22 protein-coding genes are annotated in these 23,255 nt (G+C 67.3%); 17 read left to right on the forward strand and 5 right to left on the reverse strand.

Annotated elements, in window-relative coordinates:
- Positions 1 to 6 precede the first annotated feature (6 nt).
- A complete protein-coding gene (locus VXJ37_RS16655; RefSeq protein ID WP_331324152.1) occupies positions 7 to 1,011 on the reverse strand; it encodes a hypothetical protein in 1,005 nt (334 codons plus the stop codon).
- 247 nt (positions 1,012 to 1,258) lie between these two features.
- Here VXJ37_RS16655 and VXJ37_RS16660 point away from each other — a divergent pair, with 247 nt between their 5' ends.
- Positions 1,259 to 2,146, forward strand: coding sequence for an HAD family hydrolase (locus VXJ37_RS16660; protein ID WP_331324154.1), 888 nt, complete (start codon positions 1,259 to 1,261; stop codon positions 2,144 to 2,146).
- A 118-nt stretch (positions 2,147 to 2,264) separates the two neighbouring features.
- A complete protein-coding gene (locus tag VXJ37_RS16665; protein ID WP_331324155.1) occupies positions 2,265 to 2,849 on the forward strand; it encodes a histidine phosphatase family protein in 585 nt (194 codons plus the stop codon).
- Positions 2,850 to 2,904: 55 nt separating this feature from the next.
- On the opposite strand, the gene VXJ37_RS16670 is transcribed toward VXJ37_RS16665, so the two are convergent.
- Complete coding sequence (locus VXJ37_RS16670; RefSeq protein ID WP_331324156.1) at positions 2,905 to 3,504, reverse strand: hypothetical protein; 600 nt, start codon at positions 3,502 to 3,504, stop codon at positions 2,905 to 2,907.
- A 245-nt stretch (positions 3,505 to 3,749) separates the two neighbouring features.
- On the opposite strand from VXJ37_RS16670, the gene VXJ37_RS16675 reads away from it, so the two are divergent.
- Positions 3,750 to 6,176 carry a phosphoketolase family protein gene (locus tag VXJ37_RS16675; RefSeq protein ID WP_331324157.1) on the forward strand — a complete coding sequence of 809 codons (2,427 nt, stop codon included), beginning with the start codon at positions 3,750 to 3,752 and terminating at the stop codon, positions 6,174 to 6,176.
- Positions 6,177 to 6,180: 4 nt separating this feature from the next.
- Here VXJ37_RS16675 and VXJ37_RS16680 read toward each other — a convergent pair whose 3' ends face one another.
- From VXJ37_RS16680 to VXJ37_RS16690, 3 genes are all read right to left on the reverse strand, one after another.
- On the reverse strand, positions 6,181 to 6,933 hold the full coding sequence (locus VXJ37_RS16680; RefSeq protein ID WP_331324158.1) for a DUF429 domain-containing protein: 753 nt from the start codon (positions 6,931 to 6,933) through the stop codon (positions 6,181 to 6,183).
- A 22-nt stretch (positions 6,934 to 6,955) separates the two neighbouring features.
- On the reverse strand, positions 6,956 to 8,299 hold the full coding sequence (locus tag VXJ37_RS16685; RefSeq protein WP_331324159.1) for a carboxylesterase family protein: 1,344 nt from the start codon (positions 8,297 to 8,299) through the stop codon (positions 6,956 to 6,958).
- A 234-nt stretch (positions 8,300 to 8,533) separates the two neighbouring features.
- Positions 8,534 to 9,022: an inorganic diphosphatase gene (locus tag VXJ37_RS16690; protein WP_331324160.1), complete on the reverse strand. Its 489-nt coding sequence runs from the start codon at positions 9,020 to 9,022 to the stop codon at positions 8,534 to 8,536.
- A 154-nt stretch (positions 9,023 to 9,176) separates the two neighbouring features.
- Here VXJ37_RS16690 and dacB point away from each other — a divergent pair, with 154 nt between their 5' ends.
- The 14 genes from dacB to VXJ37_RS16760 all read left to right on the forward strand — a co-directional run bounded on the left by dacB (position 9,177) and on the right by VXJ37_RS16760 (position 23,247).
- Positions 9,177 to 10,682 (forward strand): D-alanyl-D-alanine carboxypeptidase/D-alanyl-D-alanine endopeptidase, encoded by a 1,506-nt coding sequence (gene dacB, locus VXJ37_RS16695; protein WP_331324161.1) that lies wholly within the window; start codon positions 9,177 to 9,179, stop codon positions 10,680 to 10,682.
- A 267-nt stretch (positions 10,683 to 10,949) separates the two neighbouring features.
- Positions 10,950 to 12,122, forward strand: a complete 1,173-nt coding sequence (locus VXJ37_RS16700; RefSeq protein ID WP_331324190.1) for a zinc-dependent metalloprotease — start codon at positions 10,950 to 10,952, stop codon at positions 12,120 to 12,122.
- A gap of 111 nt (positions 12,123 to 12,233) precedes the next feature.
- Positions 12,234 to 13,307: a tRNA lysidine(34) synthetase TilS gene (tilS, locus tag VXJ37_RS16705; protein ID WP_331324162.1), complete on the forward strand. Its 1,074-nt coding sequence runs from the start codon at positions 12,234 to 12,236 to the stop codon at positions 13,305 to 13,307.
- A gap of 30 nt (positions 13,308 to 13,337) precedes the next feature.
- Positions 13,338 to 13,889: a hypoxanthine phosphoribosyltransferase gene (gene hpt / locus VXJ37_RS16710; RefSeq protein ID WP_041651844.1), complete on the forward strand. Its 552-nt coding sequence runs from the start codon at positions 13,338 to 13,340 to the stop codon at positions 13,887 to 13,889.
- 227 nt (positions 13,890 to 14,116) lie between these two features.
- Positions 14,117 to 16,177, forward strand: coding sequence for an ATP-dependent zinc metalloprotease FtsH (gene ftsH, locus VXJ37_RS16715; RefSeq protein ID WP_331324163.1), 2,061 nt, complete (start codon positions 14,117 to 14,119; stop codon positions 16,175 to 16,177).
- Positions 16,178 to 16,186: 9 nt separating this feature from the next.
- Positions 16,187 to 16,831 (forward strand): GTP cyclohydrolase I FolE, encoded by a 645-nt coding sequence (gene folE / locus VXJ37_RS16720; RefSeq protein ID WP_331324164.1) that lies wholly within the window; start codon positions 16,187 to 16,189, stop codon positions 16,829 to 16,831.
- A 9-nt stretch (positions 16,832 to 16,840) separates the two neighbouring features.
- Entirely contained in the window at positions 16,841 to 17,779 is a 939-nt protein-coding gene (folP, locus tag VXJ37_RS16725; RefSeq protein ID WP_331324165.1) for a dihydropteroate synthase, read from the forward strand.
- A gap of 13 nt (positions 17,780 to 17,792) precedes the next feature.
- Positions 17,793 to 18,185: a dihydroneopterin aldolase gene (gene folB, locus VXJ37_RS16730; RefSeq protein WP_331324166.1), complete on the forward strand. Its 393-nt coding sequence runs from the start codon at positions 17,793 to 17,795 to the stop codon at positions 18,183 to 18,185.
- Positions 18,182 to 18,727, forward strand: a complete 546-nt coding sequence (folK, locus tag VXJ37_RS16735; RefSeq protein WP_331324167.1) for a 2-amino-4-hydroxy-6-hydroxymethyldihydropteridine diphosphokinase — start codon at positions 18,182 to 18,184, stop codon at positions 18,725 to 18,727. Before folB ends, folK begins: the two co-directional genes overlap by 4 nt.
- On the forward strand, positions 18,724 to 19,269 hold the full coding sequence (locus tag VXJ37_RS16740; RefSeq protein WP_331324168.1) for a DUF3180 domain-containing protein: 546 nt from the start codon (positions 18,724 to 18,726) through the stop codon (positions 19,267 to 19,269). Before folK ends, VXJ37_RS16740 begins: the two co-directional genes overlap by 4 nt.
- Positions 19,250 to 19,762 (forward strand): PH domain-containing protein, encoded by a 513-nt coding sequence (locus VXJ37_RS16745; RefSeq protein ID WP_331324169.1) that lies wholly within the window; start codon positions 19,250 to 19,252, stop codon positions 19,760 to 19,762. The genes VXJ37_RS16740 and VXJ37_RS16745 overlap by 20 nt, the downstream gene beginning before the upstream one ends.
- Positions 19,759 to 21,435, forward strand: coding sequence for a PH domain-containing protein (locus VXJ37_RS16750; protein ID WP_440589829.1), 1,677 nt, complete (start codon positions 19,759 to 19,761; stop codon positions 21,433 to 21,435). The genes VXJ37_RS16745 and VXJ37_RS16750 overlap by 4 nt, the downstream gene beginning before the upstream one ends.
- Positions 21,428 to 22,321 (forward strand): Rossmann-like and DUF2520 domain-containing protein, encoded by an 894-nt coding sequence (locus tag VXJ37_RS16755; RefSeq protein ID WP_331324170.1) that lies wholly within the window; start codon positions 21,428 to 21,430, stop codon positions 22,319 to 22,321. Before VXJ37_RS16750 ends, VXJ37_RS16755 begins: the two co-directional genes overlap by 8 nt.
- A complete protein-coding gene (locus VXJ37_RS16760) occupies positions 22,321 to 23,247 on the forward strand; it encodes a 4-phosphopantoate--beta-alanine ligase (RefSeq protein WP_331324171.1) in 927 nt (308 codons plus the stop codon). Before VXJ37_RS16755 ends, VXJ37_RS16760 begins: the two co-directional genes overlap by 1 nt.
- The last annotated feature ends 8 nt before the right edge of the window (positions 23,248 to 23,255 follow it).

The raw sequence follows: 23,255 nt of genomic DNA on the forward strand, positions 1-23,255 counted from the left end.
TGTCCGTTAGCGGGTGCTATGTGGTCTGGGCCGGGCGACCGGCAGGCCTGCCTGCCGGAGGCGCGCCGCAAGGCGGCCGGGGTCGGAGGCTGTTGCCCAGTCCCATCGAACCACCCGGAAACCCGCCGCCCGCAGCCTGTCTTCGCGCTTCTTCTCCGCCAGCACGGCCTGCCGTGCCGTCCGGGTGCCCAGGTAGTCGTCATTGAGATACTTGGCGTCGCCGTCGAACTCACCGACCAGGCGGTACTTCGGCCAGAAGAAGTCAGTCCGGGCCAGCAGCGAACCTTCCTGCCGGAACTTTGCCTGCAGCATAGGGGCCGGGACACCGAGAAGATGCATCTGTGCGCGGCTGAGCGATTCACCGGCCGACTCTGACTCGGGTGATGCGAAGTCGAGCACCTGTGCCACCCAGTTCCGGCGGGCTCCTAAGGGGAGCCGGGCAGCCTTGTTCAGCAGCCCATCCCTGCTGAGCGCCGGTCCCGACGTGCGGCGGCTGCTAATTGCGTGGTCCGCCAGCACTACGCCTGCCGTGAAGCTTTCCCTCGCGATGACTTCCACTACGGTCTCGGGCAGGGGAGTTACCTGGAGCCCTGCGTGCTCCACCGCGGCAGGTTGACCGGGATGCCTGTGAATGCCGTAAGCGCTGATGCGTTCGAGGCCCGTATGGCCAGACCTGTTGCACGCCGCGGAGGTGGTGGGTTGCGTCCGGCCGGTGTGCCCCCTCGATGCCCCGGACAGATGGACGTATCCAGGAACTGCAAGCAGGTCCAAGTTCCAAACAGCAATCGCTGAGTTCAGGCAGAACGTAGATCCCGGGAGTTCCAGGTCCACGGCGCGGACAGTCTGGAAGTACCTTTCCCACGGAGCCAGGGATATCCACTCTTCCTTCCCGGCGTAAACACCTTTGCGGACGCGGACAAGTTCACCCTGCGCATAGCGCCTGCTGAGTGAACGGGTGTCCCCGGTGGAGCGGCGGAGATCTTGAGCCGAGATCAGGTGCATGCCGCTCATCGTCACAGGATCATGCCCCGGCGCTGAAGAGGGCAGCAGGTTCATGTGGACAACCGGGAATCTCATATTCGCACCGGCTAATGGACGTTGCACCGGCGCGTGCGGGGGTGCAACGTCCGTGGGTGGGTGTGCAACGAAGGGGACGCCGGACAGTACCCATGTGGAAACCCGCCGTGTTAACCAACAGTTCAGTAAACGTGTGGCCCCCGTCCTAGCGCCTGTCAGTCACGTCTGGTTCACTATGTGGATGACAACGCTGACTGAAACCTCAGTCGCCGGCAACGATGACCGGCGAGAGAATGACCAGAACACCAACCTGAACAACATCGAGTTCACCGCTATTGACCGGAAATTCATGGTCGCCCTGGACGTGGACGGCACGCTGGTCAACCATGACGGCCACATGTCCCCCGGGGTGCGGGACGCCGCGCAGGCCGTAGTGGCTGCCGGGCATGAGGTGATGATCGCCACCGGCCGCTCCCTGAATGCCACGCTTCCCATCATCGAGAAGATCGGAATCGAGCGCGGATATGCCGTCTGCTGTAACGGCGGTGTGACCCTGCGGCTCCACCCCGACCTGGAAAACGGCTACGAGGTGATCCACAAGGCCACGTTCGATCCCGCCCCGGCACTGCGTGCCCTCCGCGAACGCCTCCCGTCCGCCAAGTATGCGCTTGAAGACGCCGACGGCAATTTCCTGTCCACGGAGCGGTTCCAGGACGCCAGCTTCGGCGTCGAGGCTGTGGGCGTGGACTTCCACACCATGCTGGAGGCAACCGCCGTCCGCGTGGTGGTGTTCAGCACCGAAAACACCCCCGAGGAGTTCAACGAGGCCATCAACCACGTGGGCCTGGCCGGAGTCACCTACTCCGTGGGCTGGACCGCGTGGCTGGACATCGCCGCCGCCGGCGTCACCAAGGCCAGCGCGCTGGAAAACCTGCGCGTCCGGCTTGGCTTCGAGGAGCACCTCACGGTGGCCGTCGGTGACGGCAGGAATGACATCGAGATGCTCACCTGGGCCGGGCGCGGCGTTGCCATGGGCCAGGCCCCGGCAGAGGTGGTGGCGGCTGCCGATGAGGTCACCCATTCGGTGCACGACGACGGCGCCGCCCACGTTCTGCGCAGCCTGCTGTAAGCAGGACCCAGCAGCTTGCCCCATCAGATATGGCTCCTAAACTCCGGTTTTAGGGGCCATATCTGATGGAGCAAGCGGGAATTCAGGGCGCAGTGCCCAGCCAAGGCAGAATAGGGGCATGACCCTTACGACGTTCGCCCTCGTCCGCCATGGCCAGACCGACTGGAATGCCGAGCGCCGGCTGCAAGGATCAACCGACATCCCCCTGAACGACGTCGGACGCGGCCAGGCTCGTGACGCCGTCGCCGTCCTCGCCCCGTACGAGTGGGACGCCATCGTCTCCTCGCCCCTGAGCCGTGCCGCCGAAACAGCTGACCTGATCGCCGAAGGGCTGGGGCTGACGGTGTCCCGACGCGTCCCGGAACTCACCGAACGCAGCTTCGGTCCGGCCGAAGGGATGCAGGCGGGCCCGGAGCTGGAGGCGCTGCGGGTTCCCGGCGGGTTCGAGGGTGCGGAAAGCGAAGACGAAGCGGCAGACCGGGGCCTCGCCGCGCTGGAAGCCCTGGCAGAGGAGTTCCGCGGCCAGCGGCTCCTGGTGGTCACGCACGGCACGCTGCTGCGCGTCAGCCTCAGCCGCGCCGTCGGCCAGACCCTCGCCAGCGTGGACAACGCCGCCCTGAACCTGGCACACCACCACGCGGCCGACGGCTGGAAGCTGGAGTACTTCAACGGCGAACCCGTGATGGCAGCCGCCGGCAGCTAAAGCCGGGCGCGCACGTCAAGGCAGGAATAACGACGGCGGCAGGCGTCTGAAGCGGTCAGCCCACCGCGAGGATCAGCGCCAGCAGCCTCGCGGCAGCGGGCCGGGCGGCATGTTCCTCGTTCCACTGGGACCGGGCCACCGCTTTGCTGACAGCCTGGGTGGTGATGCCCAGTTCCTGCGCCACCGCCTTCTGCTGCCCGCGGACGCCAGGTGTCAGCAGGTCCAGCACCCGCCACTCTGCGCCCGAACGGTCCCGCACGATGTGGCCCAGGAGGCGAAGGACGGCCTCGGCGTCGTGGGCCGCATCAGCCAGGGGCCCCTCTACGGCTACCGGGATGCGTTCCTTGCTGTTGCGGAGCCGGTCCACGGCCCGCCGGGCGTACACCAGACCATGGCCGGACGCGTCCTTGACCTGGTTGGGCAGCGGCTCGTTCACCGGTCCTACGCCGATTCCCACGTACCAGTACCCGCTGCGGAGCGCGATCAGGGCGGTGTCCACGGCCTGGTGCGGACACTCGACGATCCCTTGGACTTCGTCCTCCACAGACCGGTCGAAATCCAGGCGCGCAGGGATGTGCCGCAGTGCCTTGAGCAGCTGCGGCACCTGGTCGCCGTCGCGCCGGTTGTCCGTCTGGTTGATGGTCAGGGTGAACATTCTGGATCCACACTACCCGGAAGTAGGAATAGCGAAACCCATGTTTCGGCGGCGGGGCATCCGCCGTTTCCTGCCGGGAAACGCCAAGGGCCGCCCTGGTCCGGCTTTGGCGGCACCGGCTCCCGCGGGGTGGTGGGCTGGGTCAGCAAAACAAGGTTCGACGGCGGGGGTTGCCTGCCGGCCCCTTCATCTGTTGCGATGGGGGAACGGCCGCCTGCAGCGGCACACCCGACGTAAGGATGGTTATGGCAGGCAGCGCAGGGCAGGACGGGCAGCAGCAGGACCGGACGCAGCAGGACGCATTTCCGCAGGACGAACTGGAGCTCGTTGACAAGTGGTGGCGGGCAGCCAACTATCTTTCGGTGGGCCAGATCTATCTCCGGTCCAACCCGCTCCTGCGGGAGCCGCTGCAGGCGGAGGACACCAAGTCCCGCCTGCTGGGCCACTGGGGGACCACCCCTGGGCTCAACTTCATCTACGCGCACCTGAACCGCGTGATCCGCCGCGACTCACTGGAGATGCTCTTTGTGGCCGGTCCCGGGCATGGTGGCCCCGCCGTCGTCGCCAACGCATGGCTGGAGGGAACCTACTCCGAAATCTATGGCCATGTGGGCAACGATGAGGCAGGCCTGGCCGAACTGTTCCGGCAGTTCTCCTACCCCGGCGGGATCCCCAGCCACGCAGCACCGGAAAGCCCCGGTTCGATCAGCGAGGGCGGTGAACTCGGGTACTCCCTGGCCCACGCCTACGGGTCGGTCTTCGACAACCCCCAGCTGGTGACCGCTGCCGTGATTGGCGACGGCGAGGCGGAGACGGGCCCGCTGGCCGCCAGCTGGCACTCGCACAACTTCCTGGACCCCGCCGCGGACGGCGCCGTGCTGCCCATCCTGCACCTCAACGGCTACAAGATTGCCAACCCCACCGTGCTGGCCCGGATGCCGCAGGACCAGCTGGAGCAGCTGCTGCGCGGGTACGGCCACGAACCGTATTTCGTCACGGTGGCGGACCCCGCCAACACCGAGCAGGCGCACCGCGATTTCGCCGCGGTCCTGGACCGCTGCCTGGCGGACATCCGTGCCATACAGGACGCGCGCCGCCTGGACTCCGCCGGCGAGCAGGCGGGGGAGGGTGGACACCGCTGGCCCATGATCGTCCTGCGCTCGCCCAAGGGTTGGACGGGACCCCGGACCGTGGACGGGCTGCAGGTTGAGGGCACATGGCGTGCACACCAGGTGCCGCTGTCCGAGGTGCGCACCAACGGGGAGCACCTGAAGCAGCTGGAGCAATGGCTGCACTCCTACCGCCCCGACGAACTGTTCGACGGCGACGGCCGGCTCCGGCCCGACGTCGCCCAGGGCGCACCCGCCGGAGACTTCCGCATGAGTGCCACGCCGCACGCCAACGGCGGACTGCTGAGGCGCGCCCTGAAGCTGCCCGCATACCGGGACCACGCCGTGGAGGTGCCCACCCCGGGCATCGAGCGGGTCAGCCCAATGATCACGCTCGGCTCCTGGATGCGCGACGTCATTGCGCAGAACATGGAGAACTTCCGGCTGTTCGGCCCGGACGAAACGGCGTCAAACCGCCTGCAGAACGTCTACGAGGTCACCGACAAGGTGTGGCAGTACCGGATTGACGACGTCGACGAGCACCTGGCACGGTCCGGCCGGGTGATGGAGGTGCTGAGCGAGCACCTGTGCCAAGGCTGGCTGGAAGGGTACCTGCTCACCGGCCGCCACGGGGTCTTCAACTGCTACGAGGCCTTCGTCCACATCGTCGACTCCATGTTCAACCAGCACGCAAAATGGCTGAAGGTGTCCCGGAAACTGCACTGGCGCCAGCCGGTGCCGTCGCTGAACTACCTCCTGTCCTCGCATGTGTGGCAGCAGGACCACAACGGGTTCTCGCACCAGGACCCGGGCTTCATTGACCACGCCGTCAACAAGAAGGCCGAGGTCATCCGGGTGTACCTGCCGCCGGACGCCAACACTCTTTTGTCCGTCATGGAACACTGCCTCGCCTCCACGGACTACGTGAACATCGTGGTCAGCGGCAAACAGCCCTCGCCCACCTGGCTTGGCCCGGGGGACGCCGCCAACCATTGCCGCCGGGGCCTCGGCATCTGGACATTCGCCGGCTCCGAGGTGCCCGGCGAGGAGCCCGACGTCGTCATGGCCTGCGCGGGCGATGTCCCCACGGTGGAGACGGTGGCGGCCGCCGAGCTGCTCCGCGAAGGTGCCCCCGGACTCAAGGTGCGGGTGGTCAACGTGGTGGACCTGATGCGGCTGCAGGACGAAAGCGAGCACCCCCACGGCCTCCCGGCCCACGACTTCGACGGCATCTTCACCCCCGACAAGCCCGTCATCTTCGCGTACCACGGGTATCCCGCCCTGATCCACCGGCTCGCGTACCGGCGCACCAACCAGCAGGGCCTGCACGTGCACGGCTACAAGGAAGAGGGGACCACCACCACGCCGTTCGACATGGCCATGCTCAACGGCATCGACCGCTTCACCCTGGCCATCGATGCGATCGACCGCGTGCCGGGTATGGCGGAGAAGCACTCGCTCCTGCGCCAGGACCTGCAGGACCGGCGCAGCCGCGCCCGGGAACACACCCGCACCCACGGCGAGGACCCGGACGAGATCCGGAACTGGAAGCTGGGCGGCTGACGGCCTAGCCCGGAAGTTCGTCCAGCGTGCAGGACGGAAGGTGGATCCAGCCTTCGCTGCGGGCGGCTGCCGCGTGGGCACTGTCCGGCAGGAGCGTACGACGACGGGCCACGGCACGGGCGGTCAGCGAGGCTATGACGGCGTCGAACAGGTCGTCCGAACTGGTTAGTCCGTCCCGGTAACCGCCCAGGTCCAGCCATGGTGCCTGTTCCTCCAGGGCCGCCAGCAGCAAACCAAGGCGTTCGGCTTCCGGGACGCCCCGGCCTTTGTAGCCGCGGCCGTTGAGGCCCCAGATCTTCAGCGATGCCGCCGGGTACACCTCGGCAAGGCCTCCGGACCCGTCGCGCAGTTGCGGGCCGTGCAGTGCCGCGATCTTCGCCTGGATCACCGCGCAGCGCATGGCAGGGTGCGCCAGCCTGTCCGCGGAGACGCTCAGCGGAATCAGACCGGTCCGGGCGGTGCAGAACCGGTCCGTGTCCCGGTAGGCAAGCAACCTGCGGCCTGCGATGCCATCGTGCTCCAGGACTGGCGCGGCATCGAAGTTCAGGTGGCCCGTGAGGAACGGAATGAGCGCGTCCGGCCAGCCCACGGGACAGTCCACGCCGGTCATATCGCAGGTGCCGAACAGGTCCACGATCTCCTGGTCGTCCACGTCCAGGGCCAGATGGGTAAGCCGGGCCCGGTGATCACTCCAGTCGATGACCGCCACGGCAGTCTTTTTGGTGGCGGCCGCCAGGTCCACCCCGAGGGTTCTCACTGAGCGCCCGTCACGGAAGTACTCAAACCCCCCGGTAGCGCAGGACACCCGGGATGCCGCCGGATTTACCCAGGTCCCCGCCCCGCGCAAAGCCGGCCCACAGGGCGCGCAACTCCCGGCCCGCGGACTCAACATCATCCCAGCGGGCGCCCTCGATCAGGCCCACGCCTTCCCAGGTCTTCCGGGTTCCCAGCAGCAGGGGCAGGTCCACCGTGTGGGCGGCGCCGAAGATGTTGCCGGGAGCGTGCCAATCCAAAACATAGCGGTGGGCACGGCCTCCTGCTTTGGCGTGCCGGCGGGCGAACCGCCTGGTGGCCCGGCCGTACACGGTTTCGGTGACCACCCAGTCGATGGCGCGCACGGCCGCGGAGCCCACCAACGGCACCCGGGCAAGGCGCATCAGGCGCGGATTGCGTGGCAGGAACAGGCGTGCTTCCTCGGAGGTGTGGCCGATCAGCACCTCGATTGCGGGGGCGCTCCGGTTCCAGGCTGCCTCGATGCCGGACTCCTCCGGGAGCGGTTCAAGGCCGTACTGCGTGCCGAAGGGCATGGCGGCCAGCATGCCGAATTTCCTGGCCACCTGGGTAACTTCTGCTTCACGGGCCACCACATCCATGGCGGGCGTCTCCTCGGTCACGGAATCCGCGGCGATGCCCATGGCGTGATTCATCTTCGCCCGGCCGCGGGTGATGCCCAGCGGTGCGCTCTGGATGATGGCGCGCTGGAAGAGCGTAGGTGCCTCCGGTGTGGCCATCAGGTGGGCGATCGCGTCACCGCCGGCGGACTGGCCGAAGGCCGTGACCCGGCGGGGGTCCCCACCGAAGGCCGCAATATTCCGCTGCACCCAGCGGAACGCCTCCAGCTGGTCCAGGAGCCCCAGGTTGCCGGGCCGCCCGGCCGGCGTGGCCAGGAACCCGAACAGGCCGAGCCGGTAGGTTACGGACACCACCACCACGCGGTTCTCGGCCACCAGCCGGGCGGGGTCGAAGATCGCCAGGTCACCGGAACCCGTGGTGTAGGAGCCGCCGTGGATCCACACCATGACGGGCAGCTTCTCGCCCGGCAGCAAGTCACCGGGCATGGTGATCGACAGGTTCTGGCAGTCCTCGCTGCCGGGGAGCTCGCCGTACCTTGTGCCCAGGACATCATCGAGGAACGGCACGGGTGCCTGCGGGCACGCGGGGGAGAGGGACGTGGCGGCGTACTCGGCAGTCCGGTCCGGGACGGGCGCGGGCGGCTGGAACCGCCGGGCCCTGGCATAGGGGATGCCGGTGGCCCGGAGGACCTCGCCGTCCCTCCAGCCGGAGACGGGACCGCAAGGCGGCTGGAACAACAGCTGGGACGTCACGGCGGGCTCGGAACTCACAGCCCCACCATGCCATAACTTCCTGAAACAACGACGGCGGGTGCCCGGCTTCGAAAAGCCGGGCACCCGCCGTCGTAAAGGTGGTTGAGCTTGTTTGACACCCGGTTTCCAAAAAAGCTCAACCACCTTTACGACGGCGGGTGCCCGGCTTCGAAAAGCCGGGCACCCGCCGTCGTAAAGGTGGTTGAGCTTGTTTGGAACCCGGGTCTCAAACAAGCTCAACCACCCTGGGAATCAGTGCTGGGTGGGCACGTAGCGCTTGATGGAGGCCTCGAGCTCGGCTTCCGCGGCGGCGCGGTCGCCCCAGCCTTCGGCCTTGACCCACTTGCCCGGCTCCAGGTCCTTGTAGCGGGTGAAGAAGTGCTCAATTTCCTTGATCAGGAACTCGTTGACGTCGCTGACTTCCTGGATGTGGTCAAAACGGGCGTCCACCGGAACGCACAGAATCTTGGCGTCTCCGCCGCCGTCGTCGGTCATGTTGAAGACGCCGATGGGGCGGGACTCGACAATGACGCCCGGGTGCAGGTCGAAGTCCTGCAGGAGCACCAGTGCGTCCAGCGGGTCGCCGTCCTCGCCGAGGGTGTTTTCGAAGTACCCGTAGTGCGTGGGGTACTGCATGGAGGTGAAAAGGACGCGGTCCAGTCGGACGCGGCCGGTCTCGTGGTCAACTTCGTACTTGACGCGAGATCCCTTAGGGATCTCGATGGTCACGTCGTGCTTCATGGAATGCTCCTCGGCAATTGCAGGGGGTGCGCGGCACACTTGACGGGCCCATAAATAAGAGTGTCGGTGCCGCCGACTAGTATTGAGGATATAGCGAGAGGCCCTGGAATCAGGAACTTGTGGGGAATTTCAGGACTTGAGGACCAGCACCAGCATGACCAAAGCAACAAGCCGGGAACCCACGCGTGACCGTCTTTCCCGCCGGCCGGGCCACGGTGGCGGACGGCCGCGAAAGCCCTGGCACTTGGCGCTGGCGGCATTGGTCCTGCTCGCCCTCGCGGTTCCGGGTGCCCTGCTGGTGGCTCCGGGCTTACTCGGCCCAGGACTATTTGGCTCCAGCGCCCCGGCGTCCACTCCCGCCACTCCTGCCTGGCAGCAGGCTCCGGCAACCCTTTCGGCGCCGCACGTGCTCGCCCCGCTTCAGCCGTCCGCGCCAGTGCCTGCCCCGTCAGCGGTGACAGCCCAGGTGGAGCCGGTGTTGAAGACCGACGGCGGCGGTACTTTCACCGGCACGGTGCAGGATGCGCTCACAGGCCAGGTGCTCTTTGACCGGGGCGGCGCGGACGGCCGGGTTCCGGCGTCGAACCTCAAGCTGCTGACGGCGGTGGCCGCACTGCGCACGCTGGGACCGGAGCGCCGGTTCACCACCAAGGTGGTGCCTGGCCCCGCGCCGGGACAGGTGGTGCTGGTGGGCGGCGGCGACGTTCTCCTTGGGCCAGGGGACTCGCAGCCGAACCAGGTGATGGGCCACGCGGGCCTTGGCACCCTTGCCGCCCTGACGGTCCGGGCCCTGCAGGCCGCCGGGACCACGGGAACCATCAAGGTCCTGGTGGATGACTCCCTCTTTACCGGGCCGGCGCTGAATCCCAACTGGCAGTCGGGGGACGTTGAAGCCGGCGAAATAGCACCCCTATATCCACTGGCGCTGAACTCGGCGCGGTTCGATCCCGCCGTCACCACAGGTCCCCGCCCGCAGGACTCCGCGATGGCCGCGGCAGAGGCGTTCGCCGGGCAGCTGCGCGCGGCAGGTGCCGGCGCGGGACTCACGGTGGCGGACGGCGTCGAACGTTCCCCCGCCGCTCCCAACGCTGCAGCCCTGGCGGGCGTGGACTCAGCAACCGTGGGGGAGCAGGTGGACCTGATGCTGCAGGTATCGGACAACTATCTGGCAGAAACCATGGGCCGGATGGCCGCCGTGGCCACGGGCAGGCCGGGCAGCAACGATGGCGCTGTGGCCGCCGTGGCTGCCGAACTCGGGGCAGCCGGGATCGCCGCGGACTCGGTGAAGCTGGCGGACGTGTGCGGGCTGGCCATGGGCAACCAGGTCCCTTCCGGCCTGTTGGCGGACGTGGTGCGTGCCATGACCACCGGTACCGACACCAGGCTGCGTGCCGCCCTGGACGGGTTTCCTGTTGGCGGCCTGTCCGGAACGCTCGACGCCCGCTACGGCGATGCCACAACCTCTGGCGGCGCGGGGCTGGTGCGGGCCAAGACCGGAACCCTGAACACGGTGCTCGCGCTGAGCGGCTACGTGGTGGACGCTGACGGGCGGCTCCTGGTCTTCTCATTCCTCGGCAACGGACTGACGCCCGGGGCCGCCGGCAACAAGGAAGCCCTGGACCGGGCCGCCACGGCGCTCGCAGGTTGCGGCTGCCGCTAGGGATTACTGAGGCTGCACGCCCAGCAAAGCGGCCATGACGACGGCGGCAACCACGGAGGCCCAGCCCTTGCGCTCGCCTGGGGTCAGGGGAGGAATGGGGCGGTAGGGGATCATGGTGGCCTCTTTCGGCAGGGACTTTCGGGGTATTTCCAATCTCCCGCGGCAGACTGGGACGCCGCTTTTCCCCTCCTGTGCAGGGCCTGTGGAAGTTTCGCCGGTCAGCGAACTTAAGGACGGGCCGCGGCCTGCTGTGTTCTGATGGGAACCATGGAGTCCACTGCGCGCGAGTCCGCACCGTCCGTATCACCAAACGGATCCCCCCCGGCCCAATCCAGCCAGGCCCAAAGCAGCCAGGCCCAATCCCTGATCAACTGGGACCTCGCTGCTTCTGCCGCGGCGCGGCTGGCCCCCGCCGGGCCGGTGCTGGACGAAAAGGCCATCGGCGAGGCGGTGGACAGCCTGCGCAGGCTCGCGGACGCATCAGTGCCGCACGTCCACGAGATCACGGGCCTGGAGGCGGCACGCGATCTCCGGGACTCCTCCGTCCTGGTGGTGGACCGGGCGTCCTGGGCCAAGGCCAACACCCAGAGCTTCGCGGTGATGCTCAAACCCGCCATGCAGAAGATGCTGGACAGCCGGCGCGGAAACCTCAGCCCCGGGGCTGCCCAGGTCAGCGGCGCCATCACCGGCAGCCAGCTGGGCGCCGTCCTGGCTTTCCTGTCCAGCAAGGTCCTGGGCCAGTACGACCCCTTCGCCGCCCTGGCCGAAAACTCCTCTGCGCCCGCGGCTGGCAGGCTGCTGCTGGTGGCCCCCAACATCGTCTCGGTTGAGCGGGAACTCAACGTGGCGCCGGAGGATTTCCGGCTCTGGGTGTGCCTGCACGAGCAAACCCACCGCGTCCAGTTCGCGGCCGCGCCCTGGCTGCGCCACCACATGCTGGAACAGATCGACAACCTCAGCGGCCACTTGCTGGGCAACGTCGATTCGCTGATGGAGCGGGCTTCCGCCGCTGCACGGTCGTTGAAGGACCGGTCGGCGAACGGAGAGGCGCCCCGCCGCGGAGCCATTCTGGACCTGCTGCAGGACCCTGAGGAAAAGGCCGCGATTTCGCACCTCACCGCCGTGATGAGCCTGCTCGAAGGCCACGCAAACGTGGTGATGGACGGCGTGGACGCCAGCCTCGTTCCCTCCGTCAAGACCATCCGGCAGCGCTTCAACGACCGGGGCAAGGACCGCGGGGTGATCGAGAAGTTCATCCGCAGCCTCCTGGGCCTGGACGCCAAGATGCGCCAATACTCCGATGGGGCGCGCTTTGTCCGCGCCGTTGTGGATGTGGCCGGAATGCAGGGGTTCAACCGGGTGTGGGAGTCGGCTGACCACCTGCCAACGGAACCTGAAATCCACGACGCCAAGCTGTGGCTTGAGCGGATGGGCCTGTAATTGCCCCACGCGCCACTGCCTGACAATCCACCTTCACTTCCGCCGGCCCCCGCGCGCAGCGGGCGCCGCCGCCCCGGCAGGCTCGCGCCCGTCGTCGGCACAGCACGCAAAATGCTGCAGGACGCCCTGTCCGGGGCGGGCTATCCCCGGCACGTGGTTGTTGCGTGCAGTGGCGGGCCGGACTCCCTGGCGCTCGCCGCCGTCGCCGCCTATTTTGCCCGCCGCGGGCACGTGGACGGCCACCCCCTTACGGTCGGCGCCGTGGTGGTTGACCACCAACTGCAGGAGGGGTCGGCTGAGGTGGCCGCACAGGCTGCCCGGGTGTTGGCGGGGCTGGGCCTGTCACCGGTTGAGATCCGCACGGTCACCGTGGCCGGCGCCGGTATGGGCCCCGAAGCCGCAGCCCGTGAGGCGAGGCACGCCGCGCTGGAAGCCGGCGCAGTTGAACAGGGTGCGGAGGCAATCCTCCTGGGCCACACCCTGGACGACCAGGCCGAACAAGTACTCCTGGGCCTTGCCCGCGGCTCCGGCACCCGTTCGCTTGCCGGCATGCGGCCTGCCCGCGCAGGTGCGGGGAAGACCCTTCTGCTGCGGCCGTTCCTAGGACTCCGCCGGGCGGACACTGAGGAAATCTGTGCAGTGGAGGACCTGGATCCCTGGCACGATCCCACCAACGCCGATCCCGCGTTCGCCCGTTCGCGGACCCGGGTGGAGGTCCTCCCGCACCTTGAGGACAAACTCGGTCCCGGCGTCGCCGAGTCACTGGCCCGCACCGCCGCCATCCTGCAGCTGGACGCCGACTACCTGGAGGATGTGGCGGAAAGCACCTACGCCTCGCTCGTGGAGCGGGATGGGACCGGACTGCGCCTGCCGGAGAAGGCGCTGCGCGCCCTGGCCCCCGCCATCAGGTTCCGCGTCATCGCCAAGGCAGCGGCCGACGCCGGCGGCCAACAACCCAGTTATCAGCGCCTTTTGGCGGCGGAAGCGCTGCTGCGGCGGCAGGGCTCGGCAGGCCCGGTCCAGCTGCCCGGCAACGTGAGCGTGTACAGGTTGTCGCTCGCGGAGCTGGAAGAATCGCGGGACGCTGCCACCAACGCGGTCCCTGCGGGCGCCGGTTCCGTTCCCCGCGAACGGGCGCGCTGTGGGAAGCTAGTATTCCGGCCCCAAAAGCCACCCGCAAAATAGTCGCACCCCGCATCTAAACAGGAGCCATTGGTGGATTCAAACGACGTCCAGGCAGACCTCAAGCACGTTCTCTACACCAAGGAACAGATCCAGCAGCGGATCACCGAACTCGCAGCGCAGATCGACAAGGACTACGAAGGGCGCGAGATCCTCATTGTGGGCGTCCTCAAGGGCGCCGTAATGGTCATGGCGGACCTGGCCCGGGCACTCCACAGCCACATCTCCATGGACTGGATGGCCGTGTCCTCCTACGGTTCGGGAACCCAGTCCTCCGGCGTGGTGCGCATCCTCAAGGACCTGGACACTGACCTGATGGGCAAGGACGTGCTGATTGTCGAGGACATCATCGACTCCGGCCTCACCCTGTCCTGGCTCAAGACCAACCTGGAATCCCGGGGCACGGCGTCGGTTGAGATCTGCACAGCCTTCCGCAAGCCCACGGCGGCCAAGGTGGAAATCGATGTCAAGTACGTCGGCTACGACATCCCCAATGAGTTCGTGGTGGGCTACGGCCTGGATTACGCGGAAAAGTACCGCAACCTGGACTTCGTGGGCACCCTGGCCCCGCACGTCTACGAGTAGGCCTCCCCGGACTTCCGTAGGACGGCTGGCCGGCCCTTAACGGTGTTTCGCTGAAGCGGAGGTCCGGCGGACAGCCGCGCGCGCTACGCCCACAGGGAACTTTTGCTTTCGGCTATGCGTGATCTAGTCCGGACGGTGTATAGCTAGAAGCTGACGCAGCACCATCACGCGCGCAGACTACTCGCCGTGAAGCACTACCGGAAGGGACGGGGCCAGCCCCCGAACAGATGAAAGCTAAGAACTTCTTCAAAGGCCCGGGCATCTGGATCGTCGTTGTGGTCGGTCTGCTCCTTGTGGCTTTTGCAACGCTCGCCCCCGGCGGTGCGGCCCGGATCGACACGGACAAGGGCCTGGAACTGCTCTCCAGCAATAAGGTGGAGCAGGCCAAGATCTTCGACGGTGAGAACCGCGTTGACCTCACGCTCAAGGATGACCTGCAGCTGGATGGGCAGGACAAGGGCAAGAGCGTGCAGTTCTTCTTCGTGGATGCCCGGGCGCAGGACGTTGTAAAGGCTGTCACCGACGCCAAGCCCGCCCAGGGCTTCACTGACCAGCCGATTGAGAGCAACTGGTTCTCCGGCCTGCTCTCCCTGCTGATCCCGGTCATCCTGCTGGGCGCCCTCTTCTGGTTCCTGATGACCCGCATGCAGGGCGGCGGCTCCAAGATCATGCAGTTCGGCAAGTCCAAGGCCAAGATGGTCAGCAAGGACATGCCGCAGGTTACGTTCGCCGACGTCGCAGGTGCGGACGAGGCCGTGGAGGAACTCCAGGAAATCAAGGAATTCCTGCAGGAACCGGCCAAGTTCCAGGCTGTTGGCGCCAAGATCCCCAAGGGCGTGCTGCTCTACGGCCCTCCAGGTACCGGTAAGACCCTGCTGGCCCGCGCCGTAGCCGGCGAGGCAGGCGTGCCCTTCTTCTCCATCTCGGGTTCAGACTTTGTGGAAATGTTCGTCGGCGTCGGCGCCTCGCGCGTCCGCGACCTCTTTGAACAGGCGAAGGCCAACTCGCCCGCCATTATCTTCGTCGATGAAATCGATGCCGTCGGCCGCCACCGCGGCGCCGGCATCGGCGGCGGCAACGACGAACGCGAGCAGACCCTCAACCAGCTGCTGGTGGAGATGGACGGCTTCGACGTCAAGACGAACGTCATCCTCATCGCCGCCACCAACCGGCCTGACGTCCTGGACCCCGCACTGTTGCGTCCCGGCCGCTTCGACCGCCAGGTTTCCGTGGAAGCGCCGGACCTCATCGGCCGCGACCAGATCCTGCAGGTGCACGCCAAGGGCAAGCCGATGGCGCCCGGGGTGGACCTGAAGGCCGTGGCGAAGAAGACACCGGGCTACACCGGCGCCGACCTCGCCAACGTCCTCAACGAGGCCGCACTGCTCACGGCGCGCTCCAACGCCAACCTGATCGATGACCGCGCCCTGGACGAGGCCATCGACCGCGTCATGGCGGGCCCTCAGAAGCGCAGCCGCGTCATGAAGGAACACGAGCGCAAGATCACCGCGTACCACGAAGGCGGCCACGCCCTGGTGGCGGCTGCCCTCCGCAACTCCGCTCCGGTCACGAAGATCACCATCCTTCCGCGTGGCCGGGCCCTGGGCTACACCATGGTGGTTCCGGAAAACGACAAGTACTCCGTGACCCGCAATGAGCTCCTGGACCAGATGGCTTACGCCATGGGTGGCCGGGTCGCCGAGGAGATCGTGTTCCATGACCCTTCCACCGGTGCCTCCAACGACATCGAGAAGGCCACCGGCACCGCGCGCAAGATGGTCACCGAGTATGGCATGAGCGAACGGGTCGGCGCTGTCCGCCTCGGCCAGGGCGGCGGGGAACCGTTCCTTGGCCGCGACGCCGGGCACGAACGCAACTACTCTGACCAGATCGCCTACGTGGTGGACGAGGAAGTGCGCCGCCTGATCGAGCAGGCGCACGATGAGGCCTACGAAATCCTCACCGAGAACCGGGAAATCCTGGACATCCTGGCCCTTGAGCTGCTGGAGCGGGAAACGCTCAACCAGGCAGAGATCGCCGACATCTTCCGCGACGTGCGCAAGCGCGACTTCCGTGAGGTGTGGCTGTCCAAGGAGACCCGTCCAGTGCTGGCCGGCCCCGTGGAAACCCGCCGGGAACGGGCAGAGCGCGAAGCCCAGGAGGAAGCCAAGAAGGCCCGCCTGGACGAGCCGCTGGACGCCCAGCCCCCGCACGCGCAGGGCGTCCCGGAGGATGCTCCCTTCAAGGGCGGAGTCACCGACTCGGGGCCTGACACCCTTCGCGGCTAAGCTTTCCCTGTGACTTCCTTCGACGACGACGACGTTCCCGCCTCCGCCGGATACCAGGCAGAGGACGGTTCCCACCATTCGACGAGCCAAAAGGTGGACCGGCCACGGATTGAGGCGGCCGTCCGTGAGATCCTCCTTGCCATCGGCGAGGACCCGGACCGCGGCGGCCTCGTCGACACCCCCAAAAGGGTGGCAAAGGCGTACGCCGAGGTCTTTGCCGGACTGCACCACGACCCCGCGGACGTCCTGTCCACCACCTTCGACCTGGACCACGAGGAACTGGTCCTGGTCAAGGACATCCCCTTCTACTCCACGTGCGAGCATCACCTGGTGCCGTTCCACGGGGTGGCCCATGTCGGCTACATCCCGTCGCACGATGGAAGGGTGACGGGTCTGAGCAAGCTGGCGCGGCTGGTGGACATCTACGCACGGCGCCCGCAGGTGCAGGAGCGGCTGACCACTGAAATCGTTGAAGCGATGGTGCAGCACCTCAAGCCCCGCGGCGCCATCGTCGTTGTTGAATGCGAGCACATGTGCATGTCGATGCGCGGTATCCGCAAGCCCGGAGCGAAGACCGTCACCAGTGCGGTCCGCGGGCAGCTTCATGACCCGGCCACCCGTGCCGAGGCCATGAGCCTCATCCTCGGAAGGTAACCACACACCATGGATTCACTCGCTGCAGCACCCGGAACGGGGCCCGCAACCTCCCCGCTGCCCATCCTGCGCAAGCCACGCCCGGCTGCACGGTTTGGCGACCTGCCCACGGACCGGACCCTGGTCATGGGCATCCTGAACGTCACCCCGGATTCCTTTAGCGACGGCGGCAAGCATGCCACGGCGGATACCGCCATTGCTGCCGGCCTGCGCATGTTCTACGCGGGTGCGGACATCATCGACGTCGGGGGAGAGTCAACCCGGCCGGGTGCGGACGATGTCAGCCCGGACGAAGAGCAGCGCCGTGTCCTGCCCGTCATCGAGGCGCTTGTGAAGGCCGGTGCCCTGGTGAGCATTGACACCACCCACGCCTCCACGGCGGAAGCGGCAGTCAAGGCTGGTGCCGCCATCATCAACGACATTTCAGGCCTGAGCATCGAGCCCGAAATGGCCGAGTTCGTGGCTGCCTCCAAGGTGCCCTACGTCCTCACCCACCGCCGCGGAGACGCCCGGACCATGAATTCGCTCGCCGAGTACGCCGACGTGGCCGCCGAAGTGGTGGCGGAACTGGCGGGAGTGCGGGACAAGCTGTACGCGGCCGGAGTGAGCCAGGAACAGATCATCATTGACCCGGGCCTGGGGTTTGCGAAGAACGACGCGCAGAACTGGGAACTCCTTCAGAACCTGGACCAGCTGGACAGCCTGGGCCACAAAGTCCTGGTGGGTGCCTCCCGCAAACGGTTCCTAGGCACCCTGCTCACCGTGGCGGGCAAGGCCGCCGCTCCCGAGGAGCGCGACGGTGCCACCGCGGCGATCACCGCCATCAGTGCCTACCGCGGGGCCTGGGCCGTCCGCGTGCATGACGTGGGATCAAGCCTTGACGCCGTCAAGGTGGCTGCGCGCATGGCCGCTGTATCTTCAGCCGCCGCCGTCCCCAAAACGCAATAGGGCCGGGGGACCCATGGACAGGATTACGCTGACCGGAGTAACCGCAGTCGGCCATCACGGTGTCTTCGATTTCGAACGCCGGGACGGCCAGCCCTTTGTTGTGGACGCGGTGCTCTACCTCGACTTCACCGAGGCGGCGCAGTCCGACGATGTCCGGGACACCGCACACTACGGTGAAGTTGCGCAGCGTATTGTCGAATGGATTTCCGGGGAACCACTGAACCTCATCGAGGCGCTTGCTGTGCGGATCGCGGACAGCCTCCTGGCGGAATTCAAGCTCCACGCGGTCGACATCACCGTCCACAAGCCCCAGGCACCCATCGAGGTCCCGTTTGGCGACGTCGCTGTGGCCGTCCACAGGGAACGTGCCACTGCTGGGCCCATGCTTTCCGGGGCGGACGCATGAACGGGATCTACACCAAGGCGGTACTGGCCCTGGGCAGCAACCTTGGCGAACGGAACGAGACGCTGACCGAGGCCGTGGCGGACCTGGTCGATCCGCCGGAAGTGCGCCTCCTTGCCGTCTCACCCATCGTCCAGACCAAGGCGGTGGGAGGTCCTGCCGGCCAGCCCGACTTCCTGAACATGGTCATCACCGTGGAGACCTGCCTCAGCCCAATGGAACTGCTGGCACACTGCCAGGCCGTGGAGAACAAGCACCTCCGCGTCCGTGAGGTCCACTGGGGTCCTCGGACGCTCGACGTCGACATCATCACCTACGGCGACCTGCACAGCGACGACCCCCACCTGACCCTTCCGCACCCGCGGGCGGCGTCCCGAGCCTTCGTCCTCTACCCCTGGTCGCTTATCGAGCCCAGCGCCACACTGGGCGGCGAACGGATCAGCATCCTGGCGGCCCAGGCGGACGATTTCGCGGACCTGGCTCCGTTCGACGGGTTCGGCGACTTCAACGGGCTGCCCACGGCAGGAGCGGTCGAGGAACGATGAAGCCCATCAACCCCCTGCGCCTCCTGCTGATCTGCGTCATCCTCGCCGTCGCCGGCTGGTCTGCCACTGTTGTCACCAGCCGGTACAGCATGGCTACGCCCGTGCTGCCCCTTACCGCCCTGGCCACCATGGGTGCCATCGTGGCCATCACGCTGGTCCTGGGGATCCGGGTCCTGCGATGGCGCAACAGCCACAAGCCCAACAGCACAGCCAAGAAGACCCACCTGGATCCGCTCCTGGCCGCCCGCACCCTGGTCCTGGCGCAGGCTTGCGCCTATGCCGGGACAGTTTTGCTGGGCTGGCACGTGGGCATCTTCCTGGACCAGTTGCGGGTATGGAGCCTGCGCAGCGACCAGAGCATCACGTGGCTGGCCCTGGCCATGGCCGGTGGCGGCCTGGTGATGATAGTGGTGGGCCTCGTGGTGGAGCGGTTCTGCCGGATTCCCCCCGAAGACGGCGACCCCAACCTGGATGGCAAAAAGGGCCGCCCTGCCCGCGGGGAAGCCGCAGGGGAAGGCGAATATGCATACCGGGGCGATTGACCCGCCCAGTATCGCCTGGCAAAGGGTTTCGCCGCAGTACGTCACTGTCCGGCTGGTGGAGTGGGCCGTGGCCAACCTCGCAGCACTCCTCGTCCTGTCCGCTCCGCTGGTGTTTGTCCTCCTGGGGTGGTGGCGCTGGCCCCCACTGTGGCTGGCCGTCACCGTTCCCGCCGTCGCGCTGGTGGTTGCCTTGTGGCGGCTGGCCCTCATTCCGCGTCAGGTCCGGGCCATTGGCTACGCCGAGCGCGGCGACGACCTGCTGATCAGGAGCGGCATCTTCTTCCAGCGCAGCATGGCCGTGCCCTATGGGCGGATGCAGTACGTGGACATCGCCGTGGGCCCGGTTGAACGGGCGCTGGGGCTGTGCACGGTAAAGCTGCACACAGCATCGCCGGGCACCAACGCGCGCATCCCCGGCCTCCCGGCCCCGCAAGGCGCGCGGCTGCGTGAGCAGCTGGCTGCGCGCGGCGAAGCCAGGCTGGCAGGGCTGTGACCGCGGGCGGACAGCTGCCCGGACCGCACCTGCTGCCCTCCGCTGCAACAGGTCCGAAAAGCAACGCAACGTCCGACGGCGAGTGGCTTCGTGTCCATCCGGCCTCCCCTTTTGTCCGCGGCTGGTTTGCCCTGGCAGCCATCGCCTTCTTCTTTGGCCGGGACCTTTTCGAGCGGGCCCTCCAGGGCCAACCCGTTTTTGAAGAGGGGTTCGCCAGGCGTGCCCCTTGGCTACTGGGCGGGGGAGCGCTGGTGCTGGCGGTGGCGGTGCTGGGGTTCGTCCTTACCTGGTACTTCACCAGGTACCAGGTGTCGGGCGGCTACGTCCGGGTCAACAGCGGGCTCCTCTTCAGGCAGCACCGCCAGGCACGGCTGGACCGGGTGCAGGCCATTGACATCGTGCAGCCCCTGCTGGCCAGAATCTTCGGGCTGGCTGAACTCAAGTTCGAAGTTGCCGATGCAGGCCAGTCCGCGGTACGCCTTGCCTACCTGAAGATCGACAATGCACGCCAGCTGCGCGCCACCATCCTGGCACGCGCTTCCGGGGCTGTCCCTGCCGCCGGTCCCGGCACGGCTTCCGCGGCCGGCATGAGTGCCCCGTCCGTAACGGGCCGCTGGGACCCGCCGGGCCCGGCACTTCCTGCCGGGCCCGCGCCCGAGGCGCCGGAGTTCGCAGTACTGGCCGTTCCGCCGTCGCGCCTTATTGGCTCGTTGCTGCTGAGCGAGCAAAGCTTCTTCATTGTGGTGGGCGGCGTGGCCTCCGTTATCCTGTCCGCACTCACGGACAACCGCGCCTTCTACTTATATCTGCTGCCCGCCGCGCTGGGCCTTGCGGCAAGCTACTGGAACTTCTTCAACAAGGGGTACAACTTCACCGCCGCCATTTCCCCTGACGGAATCCGGCTGCGTTACGGACTCCTGGACATCCAGGCGCAGACGCTTCCGCCCGGGCGGATCCAGGCGGTGAAGATTGTGCAGCCCCCGCTCTGGCGCCCTTTCGGCTGGTACCGGATGCAGGTCAACGTGGCCGGCTACGGAACGTCAGGCAATGCGGTCGAAGGCAACACCCGGACCATCCTGCTGCCGGTGGGAAAGTTCCCCGAGGTCCTGGCCATGCTCTCGCTGGTCCTGCCCGACCCCGGAACCGCCCAGCCCGCAGTGGTGTTCGCCGCAGGGCTTACCGGCAGGGATACCGGCGGCGGGTTCGTCACCACGCCGCGCCGGGCCTGGCTGCTGGCACCCCTGGCGTGGCGGCGGAACGGTTTTGCGGCCACCGACACGGCCCTGCTGATCCGTTCCGGGCGCTGGTGGCGCGAGCTTGTGCTGGTTCCGCATCAACGGACGCAGTCAATGGCGTTGCAGCAGGGGCCCCTGGCGCGCTGGTTCCGAGTGGCGGACCTGGTCCTGCACACCACCCCCGGGCCGGTTGCCCCGCGGCTCAGGCAGGCGGGGCTGGACGAGGCGAGGCGGCTCTTCGATGAGCAATCGGCGCGTGCCCGGTTGGCCCGGAAGCGGCAGACGACGGAACAATGGCTGCGGCAGGTTGTTCCGGCACCGGAGCCCACCCCCGTGGTTGAGCCCGATCCGGTGGGTGAGGGCGAAGCGGTGGTTGAGCCCGTCGAAATCTTGGATTCCCGAATGCAGAACCAACAGGAAGGCCAGCGAAATGGCTAAGCCCGGACGTCTCGGCGTCGGAATCATCGGCGCCGGCAAGGTGGGGGCAGTTCTTGGCGCCGCCCTGCGGGCCGCCGAACACGCCGTCATTGGAGTGTCAGCCGTTTCCGATGCGAGCCGCGAGCGGGCTGAGGCTTTGCTCCCCGGCGTGCCCATCCTGGAAGTGCAGGAGATCGTTGAGCGGGCCGAGCTGGTGCTGTTGGCGGTACCGGATGATGCCCTGCCGGATTTGGTGGAGGGACTGGCGAAGCTGGGCGCCTGGCAGCCCGGGCAGCTCGTGGCGCACACCTCCGGCCGGTTTGGCGTGGGCGTGCTGCATCCCGTGCGTGCCGCTGGCGCCATTCCCCTGGCACTTCACCCGGCCATGACTTTCACCGGCATGAGCCTGGACCTCACCCGGCTGTTGGACTGTACCTTCGGGGTGACGGCCGACGCTGCCATGCTCCCCATCGCCCAGGCGCTGGTAGTGGAGATGGGGGCGGAGCCGGTCGCCATCGCCGAAGCCGACCGCACTCTCTACCACGCCGCCCTGGCCCACGGCTCGAACCATCTCGTCACATTGGTGGCGCAGGCATCGCAACTGCTGCGCGAGGTGGGCGTCGAAGCCCCGGAGCGGATGCTCGGTCCGCTGCTCCGGGCAACCCTGGAGAACGCACTGGCCTCCGGGGAGTCCGCGCTGACCGGCCCCGTGGCGCGCGGAGACGTGGGAACGGTCCGTGCGCATGCGGAAGCGCTGCGTGAGTTCGACGGCGGTGGGCATGGGGATGTGCTTGAGGCGTACCTGGCGATGGCGCGCGCGACTGCCCGCCGTGCTGAAGGCCGCGGCCTGCTGAAACCTGACCAGCTGAAGGGGCTCAGCGACGCCCTCGACCCGAAGGAGGACTGATGTCCATTCAACTCGTTACCACTGTGGCCGGACTGAAGGCCGAAAGCGCCCGGCTCCTGAACGCCAAGCAGGGCACCTCACAGGCGCTGGTGCCCACCATGGGCGCACTCCACGAAGGCCATGCAGCATTGGCGCGCACCGCCGTTGAAAACAATGACGTGGTGGTTGCAAGCATCTTCGTCAATCCCCTGCAGTTCGGCGACGCCGTGGACCTGGACCGCTATCCGCGAACGCTTGACGCAGACCTTGCCTTGCTGGAGGAGCAGGGCGTGGACCTCGCGTTCGCGCCCTCCGTGGAGGAGGTGTACCCGGGCGGGGAGCCGTTGGTGCGGGTTACGTCGGGCCGGTTGGGGGAGAAATGGGAGGGCGCTTCGCGACCCGGCCACTTTGACGGCGCACTCACTGTTGTGGCCAAACTTCTGCACTATGGGATGCCGGCGGCGGGGCTTACGGCTGGTTCCGCAGCAGGTGCCACGGCTGGTGGACTGCCTGCCTACCGCGCCTACTTCGGCCAGAAGGACGCCCAGCAGCTGGCCCTGGTCCGGCGGATGGTTGCCGACCTGAACTTCCCCGTGGAAATTGTGGGCGTGCCCACGGTCCGCGCGGAGGACGGCCTGGCGCTGTCCAGCCGGAACCGCTTTCTGTCCGACGACGAGCGGGACGCCGCGCTGGTTCTGTCCAGGGCCCTGCGGCTGCTGGAAGAGCGGGCCAACGCCCATGAGCCCCTGGACCTTGACTCCGCGCTGGCGCTGGTGGAATCCCAGCCGCTGGTGTCCCTCGACTACTTTGACGTGGTGGATCCGCGCACGCTTGAACCGTTGGCCGAAAACTGCCGCGAGACGCCGTTCCGCGGAGAAGGCCTGGCCCTCATCGCTGCCAAGGTGGGTCCGGTGCGGCTCATCGACAACGTGCCGCTCAACTCCTGATGCACCAG

Source organism: Pseudarthrobacter phenanthrenivorans, from assembly GCF_036455295.1.
Classification (GTDB): Bacteria; Actinomycetota; Actinomycetes; order Actinomycetales; family Micrococcaceae; genus Arthrobacter; species Arthrobacter phenanthrenivorans_C.